This is a genomic window from Bacillus paranthracis (assembly GCF_001883995.1).
Taxonomy (GTDB): domain Bacteria; phylum Bacillota; class Bacilli; order Bacillales; family Bacillaceae_G; genus Bacillus_A; species Bacillus_A paranthracis.
Genome location: NZ_MACE01000032.1, coordinates 42,238 through 58,019 on the forward strand (window position 1 = coordinate 42,238; position 15,782 = coordinate 58,019).

A 15,782-nucleotide genomic window follows, 5' to 3' on the forward strand; every position below is an offset into this window, starting at 1 on the left:
GTTATAATGGACAAGTTGTTTCTTTCGACTATTAAACAAGGAGGTTATTATGGAACAATTTTACTACATTTTAAAATATTTAATTCTTGGTCTGTTCCAAGGACTAACAGAACCGATTCCGATTTCTTCAAGTGGTCACCTCGTTTTAGCACAGCATTTGCTAGGACTAAAAATCGAAGGGTTTAGCTTTGAACTACTTGTTAATTCAGCTTCATTATTAGCTGTATTACTTATTTATAGAAATGATTTAATTCGTCTAACGAAGAATGGTCTATCTTATATATTTACAAGAGCAGAAGATGCAAAATCAGATTTCTTCTTTATTATTTACCTTGTTATTGCGACCATTCCAGCAGGTGTTATTGGTGTTTTATTTAAAGATTACATCGATCAATACTTAAAAGGTGTGAAAATGGTTGGGATTTCCCTTCTTATTACCGCTGTCGGTCTTTGGATTATTAGAAACTTGCGTGGACGTAAAAATGATGGCGACCTTTCTATGAAAGATGCAATCATTGTTGGCCTAGCACAAGCTTGCGCACTAATTCCTGGGATAAGCCGATCAGGTGCAACAATCGTAGCAGCGATGTTACTTGGTATGAAGCAGGAAACGGCTCTTCGTTTCTCATTCTTACTATATATCCCTGTTAGCTTAGGTGGTTTATTATTAAGTATTACAGACATTGCAAAAGATCCAAATCTAGATACACTATTCGTACCATATATCGTTGCATTTATCGCAACATTTATCATGACGTATATTTCATTAAAATGGTTTATGAACATTATGGCGAAAGGAAATTTAAAATATTTCTCTTTCTATTGCATTATCGTAGGTGTACTTACTCTTATTTTCTTATAAGGTGAAACTTACAAATCAAAAAGCGAGTCATTCTATTACACTAGAACGACTCGTTTTTTTATGCATATACTTTCTTTTCTTGACAATACAAACGAATAACATGTTTATTTTGTTGAAATACATCATGCGTTAGGCGGATAATAATAAAATTTCGTTTTATTTGATCATCATGAACAAAAATCTGTTCTCCCTCTTGAAAACGCCACGCACTTTCAAAAGTTGTAATATGATTCCCACTTACAGAAAAAAGCTCATATCGCATATCTTGTTCCCTCTTTCAACTTATAATAATCATAATATCCTTATATTAAATTTAGTATAACTTAATTCTATTAAAATTTATAATTTTTTCTATTTCAAAATATTTTAATTTTGTTTTAAGGTTCTTTTAACGTTATAATGGTAAACGAATTTTCATTGAAAGGAGCTTCATTTTGACTGCATATTTATTCCCTGTAAAAACAGCATTTATTTTATTTCCTTTTTTAGCAATGTTTCTATTAATCCCTTTTTTAATATTTAATTATCGAAAGTATGGTTATTTAAATAAATGGCGTTCATTTATTTTATACTCATTATTGCTTTACTTATTAAATGCCTATTTTCTTGTGATTTTGCCGTTGCCACAAACATATGATACTTGTAGCCTACAACCGGCTAATACGCAGCACATGCAACTATCACCATTTTATTTCATACAAGAAATTAGTAATCGTACTTCGGCAATTTTAACGAAACCAGCTACTTATTTCTACCTATTAAAAGAATCTGCTTTTTTACAAGTAGCATTTAACGTTCTATTAACCGTTCCATTCGGTATTTACTTACGGTATTATTTCCGACGTAGTTTCTTACAAACAATTTGTATTTCTTTTTGTCTTTCACTCTTTTTCGAGCTAACACAAGTGACTGGACTATACGGTATATACAATTGTGCGTACCGCTTATTTGATATAGATGATCTGTTTTTAAATACATTAGGCGGCGTAATCGGCTTTATCATTGCACCAATTTTTACGTACTTCCTTCCGAAAGCAAGCGAATTAGATAGTCATATTGATTTGGAAACGAAACCAGTCGGATTCGTTCGTCGCTTTATCGCGATGCAAATTGATTGGATTTTCTTATCCATCGTTGTACCTGTCATTAAAAACAAAGGAAATTCTTTCTTTGTTTCTAATATTCAATCTTACACGAACATATACGAACTCATTTTCATAACGTGTTCGATCTTTATTTACTTTATTATCATTCCATACTTTACGAATGGAAAGACAATCGGTAAAGCATTGCTTCGTATCTACGTGAAAGGACAATCAGATCGTATTACGTTGAAGGAACTATTCATCCGTTATGGTATATTCTATTTCGTTTTAGGTGGAATCAATTATATTCTTTCTAGTAGCTCTATCTTAAATCTTAAAGAGCCTTTAGTATTAGTAGTTATATTATTATTCCAACTCGTAATTAACGGTCTATTTATTATTCATGTTTTATTACATGTATTTAGTCGTGATAAGTTACTATTTTACGAGCGAATTAGTCAAACAAGAAATGCGATCGTACTAAAAAAAGCTGACAAGTAATACTTTGTCAGCTTTTTTTCATAATCGTAAATAACTTTTCTGTGTAAGGATTTGAAAACATTTCTGCTTCATCTAATAATTTCCTCACCTTTAGAAACGAATGTAATTCTGGATATATATTTTGTAATTTTTCGTACGTTAACGTATGCATTTTTCCCCAATGCGGGCGTCCTTCATACTTTAGAAAAATTTTCTCCACCTCACCAAAATAAGCAGCATACTTCATACCTTTATACATATGAACAGCTATATACGCAGAATCTCTTCCATACGCCGGACTGAGCCATATATCATCCCTTTTCACATAACGGCATTCAATTGGGAAGTGCACTTTATACTTTTTCTTTTCAATAAGGTTTGAAATTTCTTCTACAACGGCCTGCATATACTTTGAAGGAACACTATACTCCATTTCATAAAATGGAACTGCACGCGATGTAGCAAATACTTCATAACTCGGACCAATTATTTTTGTATTCGGTACAGCTTTAGCTGATAATCGACTTACTCCTTTACTTATAGAAGGAAACCATTTGCATCCTTTAGATAACAAAGAGAACATCTTATTTTCAAGTAACTCTATCTTTAGTTTATGCCATTTCAAATCACTTTTTTTACCCGTTGTTTCGTTTGTAATTTTCACTTGCACTTCATCTGAATAAGGAAAAACAAAAAATTCAAAATGGCGATTCTTCTTATATTCTTCTAGCTTGTTCATTACAGTAGATAATGACTGTTTTTCACTTTTATAAACGAGTGAATAGGCTGGAATAACCTTCAGTTTTATTTTTACAATGATACCTAACATTCCAAGCGACAACTGAAAAGCTCTCCAATATTGTACATTCTCCGTTTCCGAACAAACTATACTCTCACCTGTAGATAAAACTGCGGTAATCTCTATAACTTGTGTTGATAAACTTCCAAAGGTAATACCCGTTCCATGCGTCCCCGTACTAATTGCTCCTGCGATAGATTGCGAATCAATATCCCCTAAATTTTCTTGCGCATAACCTTTTTCCTCAAGTAACTTCCCTAGCTCATGTAACTTTGTTCCTGCCCATATTTCGGCAACCATTTCTTCCTTATCAATATTCACAATTCCCTTCAATTCATCTAAAGAAACTAAAATTTCTTCCGTTTTCACAAGAGGTGTAAACGAGTGTCCTGAACCGACAACGCGAATTTTCTTCCCTTCTTTTCGTGCAAGCTCTACAACTTCTACTACATCTTGTATACTTTCTGGATACATCGTATAATGCGGTGTTCCTTCTACATTCCCTGTCCAATTTCTCCATTTTTGTCCCTTTATAGAAAGCATTGGCCATCCCCCCGATATGTTGAATACTTCCCAATAATCTCTCCTTCTTTCACACGATATAAAAACGGAAACCGCTCACATAACTCTCCAGCTTTACTATGGCGAAACAAAATACAATCTCCTATTTCTACTCGTTCCTCACCGTTATAGAAAATCGGTGTTTGCACTTCACCAGCACCTTCTAAAGCTAATAGTTTGGCACCATCTGGCCTCCAAATCTCAGGTTCTTTATCTTTCCCAATTGCTCCTGAGGCCATATATCCACCACCTAAACAAGTGTAAATTGTTGGTGCTGGTTTACGCACAACTGGTAAAGCAAATCCGACAGCTGGATGAAATTGCACCTCTTTATAATAATCAAACAGCTTCGGGGCATAAAAAGCCGAACCTATTGTAATCTCTGAAACTGAATGATCTTGCTCAGTTGTTTTTATACTTCCTGTGCCTCCCCCATTTACAAACCTTAGTTCAATACCTAGATTTTGTATTTCTTTTACGATATGTCCTCTTCTTTCTTTAACTTCTAACACTGATTTCTTCTTTAAATATGAAATCACTTTACTTTTCGCTCGTTGATTCGGTATGTGATCTCCTACCCCAGCAATTTGGGCTTCATATCCCATTACACCATCTAGTATTAAAAATGATGATTCTTTCAACCTTTTTACTATTTTCAAAGCACCTTGCACATCTTTTACCGGTGATCTTTTGACCCCAAAATGGAACTTAAAAAAACGACTACTCATATCAATATCTAAGCAAACACGAAAACATCCTTTAGACTTCTCGGCAATTTTTTCTAAATAAACAATATGATCTTCACAATCCACCATACAAGTTATAATGAGCCCTTGCTTTGTTAGCAAACTTATTTCATGTAACGCTCTTTCATCATAAGCAGGATATCCGAGCAATAAATCATTGAATCCTTGTTCAATTAAAAACAAAGCTTCCCTAGGTGAAAAACACATAATACCTTGAAATCGATCACTTGCAGCCAAAATCCTTTGCATAACCGGAACAGAACGTAACGATTTACTCGCTATACGAATCTTCTTATTTCCACTTAATTCTATAATCGATTGAATATTTCTATCTAAAGCCACTTCATCCAAAAATGCACAAGGTAATGGAACTTCTTTAAAAATTCCTCGATCCACATTTTTTCTCTCCTCTTCTCTATATGTCTTATACATATTGGAAAGAAAGTTGGAATCTCCTCTACAAAATAAAAAAGTTTCTTCCTATTTAAGAAGAAACTTTTTTAGGACTACTTCATAGAAATAGTTGCTGCTACTGGATAATGATCAGAATAATCATCATACGTATATTTTTTGAGCCATGATGTAACAGTCCACTGTGGAGATTTCGGTTGTAACACTTTATTCTCTACAAATGACGGATTCGCATGGTCCTTACTTGCAATAATATAATCTAAATACTCGGCAGGGCTATCAGGGAAATTATATTTTGCAATACTGTTTGTCGTTGCATCCCAAGTTGCTGTATGTCCTGTATAAGATGGAATAGAAGCGTGCAATGTTTTGAACATTGATGCGTATTCTGAGTCACTATTGTTCTCAGCATTTATTTTATTCACATTCATATCACCACCAAATAGGACGTACTCGTCATTTGGTATATTTTTATTTTTAATAAAATCTTGAATTTCTTTTAACTGGTTTGTACGTACAGATGCAGGTGAAGTTTTTCCGCACATACTATCTTCAGCCTGCAAATGCGTCCCAATTACATGAACGAAACGATCATTTTTCTTAATCTTCGTGTATACAAATCCTTTATTCGATAAATTATCCGGCCCGCATCCATTTGCAAATACATATTGAACCTTTTCAACGATCGGCCATTTGCTAACGATTGCAACGCCTCCATCTTCAGGAGTTGCAGATGAATAGCTACCTAACGTTTTATCCCATTCATTTCCGTTGCTACGACCTAATACAGCTGTTTGATTTGGGTATTCTTTCTTCAAATTTCCTAAAAGGCGATCTGAAGCACTATTATCAAACACTTCATTTAATATAACAACGTCTTGATTCTTAATATAATCTGCCGCCCCAATTAAATCAGCACGCTCACTTTGTCCCCAATTCGGATATAAGTTAGTTGATAGCATGTACACGTTATGCGTCATCACTTTCAAAGTATTGTTTTGATCTGTAGACGTATCTGCTTGAGCTGAGGATCCTCCGTATAAAACTCCTAAACCAATCCCAAAGCTAAGTACACCTTTTAGCAATTTACCTTTCACGTTCCATACCTCCATGTGTATAGTATTGAACTACTCACCACTTAACGTCCTTACGGACTGTTTGAAGTGGGAGATTCCTAAGTACAGAAGCCTAATGGCTTCTAATTCATTAGGCTATCCCCGTAGTTCCTACGGTTAGAAGCCTTAAAGCTTCATTTTTAAGATTGATACTTGCGTTAATATCTCTGTCGTGATGACTATTGCACTCAGGACAATCCCATTCACGAAGATTTAGATTCTTAACGTCTTTATTTTGATACCCACAACAAGAACATAATTGGCTTGAAGCAAATGTTTTGGATACCAGAATGACTTGTTTTCCATACCATTTTGCCTTGTATTCTAGCAACGTTCTAAATTGTGACCAAGATACTTCACTAATCGCTTTTGCTAACTTATGATTTTTTAACATATTCGATACTTGCAAATCTTCTATACCGATAACATCGTGGTTTTTGATGATTTCAGTTGAGATTTTGTCCAAGTAATCTTTTCTAGCATTAGCTATGTATTCATGAATTCTAGCTACCCTTACTCGTTGTTTATTCCAGCGAGAAGATCCTTTCATTCTTCTAGAAAGAACGCGCTGTGCTTTTGCCAACTTCTCTTCCAATGAGCGAAAAAATTTAGGGTTTTTATAGGTTGTTCCATCTGACAAAATGGCGAAATCTTTTAATCCTACATCCATTCCAATATAAGAATGTGTTTTCGGAAGTTCTTGCACTTCTGTTTCAACTAACAATGACACAAAGTATCTGCCAGAAGGGTTCCGTCTAACCGTAGCATTTAAAATACGTCCCTTTACTTCACGACTTTTGGCAAATCGAACAAGACCTAGTTTCGGCAATTTCATTTTGTTTCCGACAACAGCAATGTTTTCATTTGTTTGTTTTGTGGTATAAGATTGTACGTTGTTCTTTTTAGATTTGAAACGCGGGGCACTGTTTTGTTTTTTAAAAAAGCGTGTATAAGCATCCACAAGGTTGCGAACAGACGATTGAATAGCAATACTATCCACTTCTTTTAGCCAAACAAACTCTTTCTTCATGGCAGGAAGTTTGGCAGAGCATGTACCATATGTCAAACCTTTTCCTGTTTCTTTGTATGCATTATCCCATAGAGATAGGAAGTGATTGAATACAAAACGAGAACAACCAATCGTTTTATTGATCAGGATCGCTTGTGCTTTATTTGGATAGATATGAAATTTATACGCTTTATTGATCATCCTTCATTTCACCTCCATTTCGATATATTTCCATTATATACCAAACGCACATTCGATAGTTAGTTAAGTGATTATGACAAATTATCCGGTAACACTTTACATATGTCGAACAATTAAGATGACTTCCTGCCATCTCTTGTTCGAAGCCAATTCATCTCCCACCTACTCGCTGGGCTACGCCCTTCACGCTCCTTGAGGAAGGAGTCTTCTTGGCTAAATTGATAAAAAGGTCAAATACTCTATTGTGAGATTTGACCTTTTTTAAATACTTAACGATCTCCGTACGTATCAAACCAAAGCTGAATGTATCCAGCAGTAACACGTTGTGCATCCATTAATCGCTTACCTGTCATTGGCGTAACTTCAGCGCGCCATTTATCTGCATATTCTTGTGACACAGCTGCTTTTACGAACCAATCTTTCGTATTATCATTTACAATTCCAGAGTAATCTTGTTTCGCTACTACTGCCGCTCCATGAATCCACTCTTCTGGATTTGTACCTTTCCAGTTCCAATATCCATTTCCATCCGTCACTTTATAATTATCTTTTATCGTATCTACAAAGTTTTCATATTTAGAATGGAATCCTTGTGGATACGAAAGATTTGTAAAGTTTGCTGCATGCATCGGTTGGTTTACATCTCCTAAATAATGAAGAGATAATCCTAAATAGAAGAATGCTTGTTTCATATCTTTATTTTTGTATGATTCACCAGCTAATTTAAAATATTTAGCGCCAGTTTCTTTTGCCTGCTTTGCAAATGGAATATATGTTTTTCCATTGTCTGGATCATAGAAATGTGAAGCAAATGTGCTATTATCATAATAAGGATTTTCATAGTCAGCAGCATAAATACCGTTCTCTAACTCCGTACGCCATTCATTTAATTGTGCAACTCGATCTTGTTTTACAAGTGTTGTATTGCGAGACATAATATCAATCGCACGGTTTACAATCCATAAATGAGAATTTACGCCTTCTTTATGTTTATCTTCAGCAGACCAGCGGTGAACTATTTTTATTTTACTTCCCCCATCGTTTTCATGAGCAAATGCAACGCTTTGTAAAGGAGCTACTACTGTAATAGCTGCTGCTAAAGCAAGTACTTTCTTTTTCATCTGAAATCCTCCATTTTATAATCGAATTATTGTAAACTTTTTGTTAGGATCCTATAATGTCATCCGGTTAACCTATGACTAGAATATCCCACCTTTCATGAAATTTCTATTACTAAATCAAAATATGTAAATGTTCATATCATTATAACTTTATACACAGTGAATATAATGAATGAATACACTTTCATTTTAATAAACTATTATTAAGGCTTATCTAAACTAATGTAAAAAAAGAGTAAAGCACCCACATGCTTTACTCTTTTTTTCTATTCGATAATATACTCGGCAGTTGTACATTAACTGCCAACTTATGAATAAATCCAAATACTAATCCAATCCCAATAAATATGTATAAGATTGTAAATATCTTCCCAAAATCAGTTTGCGGGCTAAAATTCGCATCACCGACAGTCGTCAGCGTCACAACGCTAAAATACAAAGCGTCAAGAGGACGTAATTCTTCAACTGTACTATAAAAAATCGTACCAGATGTTAATGTTAAAAATGTTAATACGAATAATACTTGAAATTCTTTATCTTTCCACGCTCGTAAACAAGCTTTTAGCATTCGTTTCAATGTCAACATAAATGAAAGCATGAGACTTCCCCTTCCAAACAAAATACCTGTAGTTACAGGAAAGTCTATCACCTTTCTGTACAGAAAAAAAGTAGCCCTCTTCTATTTCTAGAAAAGAGCTACTTTTTACTATTCTATATTATTTAGGTGAAACAAGAATTTTCACTTGTGTTTTATCTTTTACAAGTGCTTCAAATCCTTCTTCAACAACTTGATCTACTGTGATTTTTTTCGTAATTAATTTCTCTGCTTGAATTTGACCAGAGCTAATTAATTTAATAACAGCTGGGAAGATATGACGGTATCCTAAAATACCAACCACTTCTTTTTCTTTTAGTACAAGATTGTTTGGAGTAATTGTTGCGTCTTTTTCCCATACACTAACAATTACAGTTTGTCCTTCGAAACTTGTACTTTCAATTGCTTGACGAAGTACTACTTCAACACCAGTTACTTCAAAGCTTACATTTACACCTAAACCATTTGTTAAGTTGCGAATTTCAGCTAATACATCTTGAGTCGCTGGATTCAATACGTAATCCGCACCTGCTAATTTTGCTAACTCTTGACGTTCTTTAGAAAGTTCAACTGCAATAACAGGAGTTGCTCCTGCTGCTTTAGCTGCTTGGATAACAAGAAGTCCAATTGGACCACAACCAAAGACTGCTACTGCTTCCCCTTCTTTTAATTTACTTTGACGTACTGCATGAACCGCTACTGCTGCTGGTTCTACAAGAGCACCTTGTTCATACGTCATTTCATCTGGAATATGGTGAACCATATCTTCTGGTACTACTGTATATTCAGAGAAACCGCCACCTTCTCCGCCAAGACCGTGGAAAACAAGTTGTTCACAAACATTGTAATGTCCATGTTTACAAGCTTCACATTTACCACAAGAATAAATTGGTTCTACAACGACGCGGTCTCCCACTTTATGAGATGTAACGCCTTCACCGATTTCAACTACCTCACCGCTAAACTCATGACCTAAAATAACCGGTGCTTTTACATGTGTTAATGGATGCTCTTCTGTCGGAATAAAAATAGGTCCTGCTAAATATTCATGCAAGTCTGTCCCGCAGATACCACACCATTTCACTTTAATCTTAACTGCTCCTGGTTTTACAGTTGGTTCTGGTACTTCTTCTACTCTTACATCACGTTGATTATGCCAAAGTAATGCTTTCATTTTATACATCCCTCTCTATGTATATACTTAACCTGGTGAAGTTTACAAATCTATTATAATACTTCTATCCATATATTTCAAAAAAACAATCTCATTTCCACTAAATTTTAACAAATAACGTTCAATATTTTGTCACTTTGTACTTTTTTCCACATCTGTTAATTCAATTTCATTGCGGTTGAAATTCGCATTATGCCATAATAGCATAGGAGAGGTGAATATCGCTTGAAATATTTTATTTACTTTATTGTTATCGTAGCGTTTCTAGATACGTTTTCACAATTACCTATTATGAGTACGTTCGCTCAAAGTCTTGGAGGATCCCCTCTTATTATTGGGCTAGTTGTCGGCATGTACTCATTCGCTAATATGATCGGTAATATTATTGCTGGCGCTGCTGTCGATAAATTTGGTGCAAAAAAAATACTTTATATAAGCATGGGACTTACGAGTTTCATAGTCTTGTTATACACTGTTGTTCAAAGTGGTGAACAACTATTAGTTGTGCGCTTTATGCATGGCTTTAGTGATGGATTTTTAATTCCTGCTGCCTTTACGTTTTTATCAAAACAAACAAATGCAGCAAGGCAAGGTAAGGCAATGGCTCTATCTGGGGCTGCAGTTGGAACAGCGGCAATTGTAGGACCTGCTTTTAGCGGAATTATGAAAGCAACTGCCGGTATAGAGTGGGTGTTCATTACCATTTCTATTTTAATGGTTCTTGGTACAATTGTATCTCTCTTCTTCTTACCAAATAACGTATCAAGAAAAGATACTTCAAGAACACAAATGATGAACAAAGAAGATATGTTTGAACTATTGAAATCAGAACCGTTATTACAGGCATATATTGGTGCTTTCACACTCATGTTTTCACAAGGAATTGTCACTTATATGTTACCAGTAAAGGTTGAAGCATTAGCCCTTAAAGCATCTACAACAGGCATGATGTTAAGTGTATTCGGCATTACCGCTATCCTCTTCTTCTTACTGCCAACAAATCGTATTTACGATCGATTTAATCGTTCAAAACTAATGTTAATTGGTATTGCAGTAATGGCATTAGCATTATCTTTACTTGGATTATTCGCAACAAAAGGCATGCTCTTTATCGTTATGATGATTTATGGCATTGGATTCGCTATCCTTTTCCCATCGATAAACGCATTACTTGTTGAAAATACGACAGATGATAAACGCGGAAAAGCATTCGGATTGTTTTATGCTTTCTTCTCGTTAGGCGTTGTTGCTGGATCCTTTACAGTTGGAGCAATCGGGGCATCCCCTAGCGTCAGCTTCGTTATTGGAACTGCCTTCTTATTAACATTTGCCGGTATGATTTATGTAAGAAGCAAAGTAAAAGGCAGAGACAAAGTAAAAAAGACAATGATAGGATAATTCCATCATTGTCTTTTTTTAATGATAAACTTCTATTCAACTTTTAACTTTCAATAAGCCGTATTTAATAAACAATATGGCATTATATTTTTCATAGAGATAATACAATGGATAACAAAATAAGAAGAAAATAAGTACAGTTGGTACATCGTCTATAATAGAAAAATACTTTACTAATAATTCCTTAATACTCTCTCCAATTATAATAAACAGTGGGATTATACAAATTGCTGCTAATATTAAGCACGGTGTGATCCTCATTTCTTTTAGCCTCACTTTACAATGTGGACACCTGAATGAAAAAGGATGCGGGAGATCCATAATATGTTGCGCAGTAATATTCCCTTCACACTGTGGACATTCAATTACTTCTTTCATTTTACTCACTCCTTTCTATTCATAAAAAAGAGCACTATCCAAGTAGCGCTCTTTTATTGCCGAATATATTACTTTTGTGTATAGCCAAGTAACAATGTAAATAAATTAAACTGTAATGGCAATACTACAGTTCTTCTTTTACAAAAAAAGTGTATCAATACCAACGATACTTCGACAATTTCCTCGGAAATATTTCCTTTCCCTACATAATTTGATACACTACATATAAACAGACACTTGTATTACATCAGCTAAAATAATAACTTACTGTACAATTTAAAAAGCACACTCTCCATATGAAGAATGTGCTTTTCTGTTATTAACGTTTAATCCAAACAGCGCCTGCTGATTTATCATCTGCCTGTCCAACAACTTGGAATTTAAGTCCAAGATTCGGAACTTTTCTTCCTGCGTCTGCAATTTGGTTGTTACTATATACTTTTGAATCATCAAAAGTTGTAACGCCTTGTAATCCAGAATAGTTAAACTGTCCACGTGTGAATGAATTTACACTCCATGCTGGTGTTTGATCAAATGAAAATGCAGCGTCTGCAATTTGCATACCTGTATTACCGTAAGTTGGTTTTCCGTTTAAATTGCCAACAAGTGCCTCTGGATGCGAATCTACAACACCAAGGAATCCTTCACCTGGATGCACCCCAACCCAGTTATCTTTAAAGCTATCATCTGCATACCAAACGACAAGACCTGTATTATACACTGGACCTTTTCCGGCTTTTAATCCATTATCTGATCCCGCATAGTTTCTCCACTCTAAGTAGTAATAATGAGCTTTTTTCTCTGTTCCATCAGAAACAACGAATCCATTTAACTGCATTTTTGATGTTCCTTCTGCATCATCAGAAAACACTACTTGTCCATCAACTGTTACATTTACATTATCCATCGCGAAACCTTTATACGTTACTGCTGGATCTGTAATATAATCGAATTGCAGTTTTACCTTTTTCCCTTTAAATTGACTTAAATCGTATGACTTATCAATCCATTTCCCATCTGTTGTATCTTTATCTCCTTGGACTACTTTTTCTCCAAGTCTATCAATTAATGTTTTCGTTCCATCTTCTGTTACTGCATGCACTTCAACAAAATCGCACTCTGCTTCTAACTCATAATTTGCTTTATAATCAAACTTTGCATTTGTTCCTTTTGTTAAATCAAAGAACGGTGTTTCTAATGTTGTATGCATATCATCGCCTCTTGTACTATAATATGCATGCTTTCCAAACTCCGGTTTAATTGTTTCAACACTTTTGCCTGGTAAGTTAACACGTACAACACCTGGACGATTTGATTTCGTAACACTTTGATCAATATATGTAGGAACTCCTACACCACGCTTAATTTTATCGTAATCTACTTCTAAAATTTTTGCCCAGTTGCCACCCATATTCTTTTGTAAGAAATCTTTATTTTGTGGTGAAAAACTAGTTGGCTCTGTTCCTGCAATTTTCCCTGTCCAACTTCCCCCACTCATTAATGACCAAGCTTCGACAGGTGAACCGGTTCCAGTATATTTCGTATCATATTCATCTGGTAAGCCAAGGTCATGTCCAAATTCATGCGCAAATACACCTACTGCTCCATCTTCTGGTTCAATTGTGTAATCATGTGCTGCTACTTTTCCACCAAAGTAATCTACCTTTGATTTTGTTCCTTCAATTGCTACTGGATCTACTGCTAATTTTGAACGATGTGACCAAATGGCATCATCGCCTAATTTACCTCCACCAGCTTCTTGACCAACACCAGCATGGATTACCATTAAATGATCAATTACACCGTCAGGCTCATTTTGATTCCCGTCACCATTTGTATCATATCTATCAAACTGATCAAATTGAGATAAATCTAATCCTTTCTCAGCAGCTGCATGTAAAGCTTCTTTCACTAAATCACGTGCACCTTTCGGACCTTTATTATCGTGACCACTGCTACCATCAGCACCGTAGTCAGATGCTTTTCCTGGAACTGTTAGCCACTCCGTTACATATCCATCTGTCGTATAACTACCACCAGACTGCTCTTCGTAATATTGTTTAAATGTTTTTACTTTTGAACCATCAAATAACGTGTACGGCTCATTACCAAATAACATCTTTTGATAATGCTCTCTACTAAAGTCATTCGAATACATATACCCTGGTGTTTGATCAATATTATTATGTTTATAATCACTAAATTCAACGAGTAACACTAATACCTTATCCGTTCGAACAGATCCCTTATACAGCGCTTGCTTTGCTTTAGATGTTGGAACTTGCCCATTTAATTGCTTTTTATTTGGTTCTGGCTTTTGCTCAGGGCTAACGTTTTTTTCAGGTTTCTTTACCTTTTCCTTTTCTTCCATTTTTTTCTCTTTTACTTTTTTCACAAAATCAGATGCCTCTTTAGCAGTATCAGCTGGAAGAATTTCTTTATTTGCCTGATCCCCTTGTTTCTTTTCAATATATTTCTCTACAGCCTTTTTCGTCTCTTCTTTAGAAGATGCTGGATTAATTTCTCCTCTTTCTTTCAGCGCTTCCGCTAGACGATCTTCTTGAATTAAATTGTAATCAATTGGTGTTGTAGACACATTTTCTTTCTCTTTTGCTGGCGTTTCTGCGTATGCTAATGGAGCACTCATTACAGATGTGCATCCGATAATTGCCGCAATTGCTAATGACGATAACACTTTAAATGGCGCTTTTCTTCTCATTTCATTTCTCTCCTTTTATAAAACTTAAAATTCAGATAAAGTGGGATAAATAAGTGCATTTAAATCAAAAGCTCTACTTTCTGACCTCCCTATATAAAGTGAAACTTTAATCAGTGGGGAGTTTGTTCATCCCCACTGATTATTAGTTGAACCAATCGGGCATTTACGGGCAGTTGATTTCCCACCTAACTTCTTTGCCCCAGCTGAATTTTGAGGTGGGAGTCTTACTGACCGTTAATGCGGGATAAAAAGGCATAATTCTATAAACATTAAGCTTTCTGTTATAGAATCATGCCCTCCAGTTTTCTGGTCAGACTCTCTATCTGTCTATATCAAAATATGAAAAATAAAGAGTGATTTGTATATATTAAATAGTTTATATAACAAATTTAAAAGACAATATGCAAAATTGCATGAAAATTCTTTTAAATACAAAAAAAGAATCCTAGTCACTTAAACTAGGATTCTTGATTTTCTATTATTTCTCTTGTGTTTTTTCCCAATCAGCTAAGAATTTCTCAATTCCTTGATCTGTTAGTGGATGCTTCACTAATGAAGCAATTACGTTTGCTGGGATTGTTGCAATATGTGCACCATTTAATGCTGCGTCAGTTACGTGAACACTGTGACGTACAGATGCTGCGATGATTTCTGTTTCGATGCCGTGAATTGCAAAGATTTCTGCGATTTGGCGAATTAAGTCCATACCGTTATGACCGATATCATCTAAGCGACCTAAGAATGGTGAAACGTATGTTGCACCAGCACGAGCTGCAAGTAATGCTTGAACTGCTGAGAACACTAATGTAACGTTTGTACGAATTCCTAAGTCAGAGAACGCTTTTACTGCTTTTAAACCTTCTGTTGTCATTGGAACTTTTACAACAACGTTTGGAGCAATTTTCGCTAACTCTTTTCCTTCTTCGATCATTTTATCTGCTTCTAAGCTAATTACTTCTGCACTTACAGGTCCTTCTACAACGTTGCAAATTTCACGAATGCGCTCGTGGAAGTCTACGCCTTCTTTTGCTACAAGTGATGGATTTGTCGTTACTCCAGCTAATACGCCTAATGCATTTGCCTCTTTAATTTCGTTAATGTTTGCTGTATCAATAAAGAATTTCATTT

The 15,782-nt window shown here is 35.2% G+C and carries 14 protein-coding genes; 3 read left to right on the forward strand and 11 right to left on the reverse strand.

Translation table 11 applies throughout. The features are described 5' to 3' along the window. Window positions 1-49 precede the first annotated feature (49 nt). Window positions 50-862, forward strand: a complete 813-nt coding sequence (locus BAQ46_RS13735) for an undecaprenyl-diphosphate phosphatase (protein ID WP_000434782.1) — start codon at window positions 50-52, stop codon at window positions 860-862. Window positions 863-920: 58 nt separating this feature from the next. Here the strand turns inward: BAQ46_RS13735 and BAQ46_RS13740 are convergent, their stop codons facing one another. Continuing rightward, window positions 921-1,124 (reverse strand): hypothetical protein, encoded by a 204-nt coding sequence (locus BAQ46_RS13740; protein ID WP_001268337.1) that lies wholly within the window; start codon window positions 1,122-1,124, stop codon window positions 921-923. 172 nt (window positions 1,125-1,296) lie between these two features. Between BAQ46_RS13740 and BAQ46_RS13745 the strand changes: the two genes are divergently transcribed. Next, window positions 1,297-2,448 carry a VanZ family protein gene (locus BAQ46_RS13745; protein WP_061131323.1) on the forward strand — a complete coding sequence of 384 codons (1,152 nt, stop codon included), beginning with the start codon at window positions 1,297-1,299 and terminating at the stop codon, window positions 2,446-2,448. A 7-nt stretch (window positions 2,449-2,455) separates the two neighbouring features. On the opposite strand, the gene BAQ46_RS13750 is transcribed toward BAQ46_RS13745, so the two are convergent. The 7 genes from BAQ46_RS13750 to bdhA form a co-directional block, all read right to left on the reverse strand. Further along, the gene (locus tag BAQ46_RS13750; RefSeq protein ID WP_071742044.1) at window positions 2,456-3,769 is read right to left on the reverse strand and encodes a D-arabinono-1,4-lactone oxidase; all 1,314 of its coding nucleotides are present in this window, start codon (window positions 3,767-3,769) and stop codon (window positions 2,456-2,458) included. After that, window positions 3,757-4,929: an amino acid deaminase/aldolase gene (locus tag BAQ46_RS13755; protein ID WP_061131321.1), complete on the reverse strand. Its 1,173-nt coding sequence runs from the start codon at window positions 4,927-4,929 to the stop codon at window positions 3,757-3,759. The genes BAQ46_RS13750 and BAQ46_RS13755 overlap by 13 nt, the downstream gene beginning before the upstream one ends. A 110-nt stretch (window positions 4,930-5,039) precedes the next feature. Then, window positions 5,040-6,056, reverse strand: a complete 1,017-nt coding sequence (sph, locus tag BAQ46_RS13760) for a sphingomyelinase C (RefSeq protein ID WP_001996694.1) — start codon at window positions 6,054-6,056, stop codon at window positions 5,040-5,042. Between the two features lie 94 nt (window positions 6,057-6,150). Then, entirely contained in the window at window positions 6,151-7,269 is a 1,119-nt protein-coding gene (tnpB, locus tag BAQ46_RS13765) for an IS200/IS605 family element RNA-guided endonuclease TnpB (RefSeq protein ID WP_071742045.1), read from the reverse strand. A 269-nt stretch (window positions 7,270-7,538) separates the two neighbouring features. Next, complete coding sequence (cerA, locus tag BAQ46_RS13770; protein WP_000731014.1) at window positions 7,539-8,390, reverse strand: phospholipase CerA; 852 nt, start codon at window positions 8,388-8,390, stop codon at window positions 7,539-7,541. 253 nt (window positions 8,391-8,643) lie between these two features. Beyond that, complete coding sequence (locus tag BAQ46_RS13775; protein ID WP_000948232.1) at window positions 8,644-8,988, reverse strand: potassium channel family protein; 345 nt, start codon at window positions 8,986-8,988, stop codon at window positions 8,644-8,646. A 118-nt stretch (window positions 8,989-9,106) separates the two neighbouring features. After that, window positions 9,107-10,159, reverse strand: coding sequence for a (R,R)-butanediol dehydrogenase (gene bdhA, locus BAQ46_RS13780; protein ID WP_000645822.1), 1,053 nt, complete (start codon window positions 10,157-10,159; stop codon window positions 9,107-9,109). A gap of 225 nt (window positions 10,160-10,384) precedes the next feature. On the opposite strand from bdhA, the gene BAQ46_RS13785 reads away from it, so the two are divergent. Then, window positions 10,385-11,557 carry an MFS transporter gene (locus BAQ46_RS13785; RefSeq protein WP_000873241.1) on the forward strand — a complete coding sequence of 391 codons (1,173 nt, stop codon included), beginning with the start codon at window positions 10,385-10,387 and terminating at the stop codon, window positions 11,555-11,557. 36 nt (window positions 11,558-11,593) lie between these two features. Here the strand turns inward: BAQ46_RS13785 and BAQ46_RS13790 are convergent, their stop codons facing one another. The 3 genes from BAQ46_RS13790 to fsa form a co-directional block, all read right to left on the reverse strand. Next, window positions 11,594-11,935, reverse strand: coding sequence for a hypothetical protein (locus tag BAQ46_RS13790; protein WP_061131319.1), 342 nt, complete (start codon window positions 11,933-11,935; stop codon window positions 11,594-11,596). Window positions 11,936-12,254: 319 nt separating this feature from the next. Then, window positions 12,255-14,654 (reverse strand): M6 family metalloprotease immune inhibitor InhA2, encoded by a 2,400-nt coding sequence (gene inhA2 / locus BAQ46_RS13795; RefSeq protein ID WP_071742046.1) that lies wholly within the window; start codon window positions 14,652-14,654, stop codon window positions 12,255-12,257. A gap of 478 nt (window positions 14,655-15,132) precedes the next feature. Next, window positions 15,133-15,780 carry a fructose-6-phosphate aldolase gene (gene fsa, locus BAQ46_RS13800; RefSeq protein WP_000667661.1) on the reverse strand — a complete coding sequence of 216 codons (648 nt, stop codon included), beginning with the start codon at window positions 15,778-15,780 and terminating at the stop codon, window positions 15,133-15,135. Window positions 15,781-15,782: the final 2 nt, after the last annotated feature.

What these genes read in the sequence shown, in the direction of transcription:
- fsa (WP_000667661.1), bottom strand. Translation starts at nt 15,780, where the DNA reads ATGAAATTCTTTATTGATACAGCAAACATTAACGAAATTAAAGAGGCA.
- BAQ46_RS13750 (WP_071742044.1), bottom strand. Translation starts at nt 3,769, where the DNA reads ATGCTTTCTATAAAGGGACAAAAATGGAGAAATTGGACAGGGAATGTA.
- BAQ46_RS13735 (WP_000434782.1), top strand. Translation starts at nt 50, where the DNA reads ATGGAACAATTTTACTACATTTTAAAATATTTAATTCTTGGTCTGTTC.
- BAQ46_RS13740 (WP_001268337.1), bottom strand. Translation starts at nt 1,124, where the DNA reads ATGCGATATGAGCTTTTTTCTGTAAGTGGGAATCATATTACAACTTTT.
- sph (WP_001996694.1), bottom strand. Translation starts at nt 6,056, where the DNA reads ATGGAGGTATGGAACGTGAAAGGTAAATTGCTAAAAGGTGTACTTAGC.
- cerA (WP_000731014.1), bottom strand. Translation starts at nt 8,390, where the DNA reads ATGAAAAAGAAAGTACTTGCTTTAGCAGCAGCTATTACAGTAGTAGCT.
- BAQ46_RS13790 (WP_061131319.1), bottom strand. Translation starts at nt 11,935, where the DNA reads ATGAAAGAAGTAATTGAATGTCCACAGTGTGAAGGGAATATTACTGCG.
- BAQ46_RS13775 (WP_000948232.1), bottom strand. Translation starts at nt 8,988, where the DNA reads ATGCTTTCATTTATGTTGACATTGAAACGAATGCTAAAAGCTTGTTTA.
- tnpB (WP_071742045.1), bottom strand. Translation starts at nt 7,269, where the DNA reads ATGATCAATAAAGCGTATAAATTTCATATCTATCCAAATAAAGCACAA.
- inhA2 (WP_071742046.1), bottom strand. Translation starts at nt 14,654, where the DNA reads ATGAGAAGAAAAGCGCCATTTAAAGTGTTATCGTCATTAGCAATTGCG.
- bdhA (WP_000645822.1), bottom strand. Translation starts at nt 10,159, where the DNA reads ATGAAAGCATTACTTTGGCATAATCAACGTGATGTAAGAGTAGAAGAA.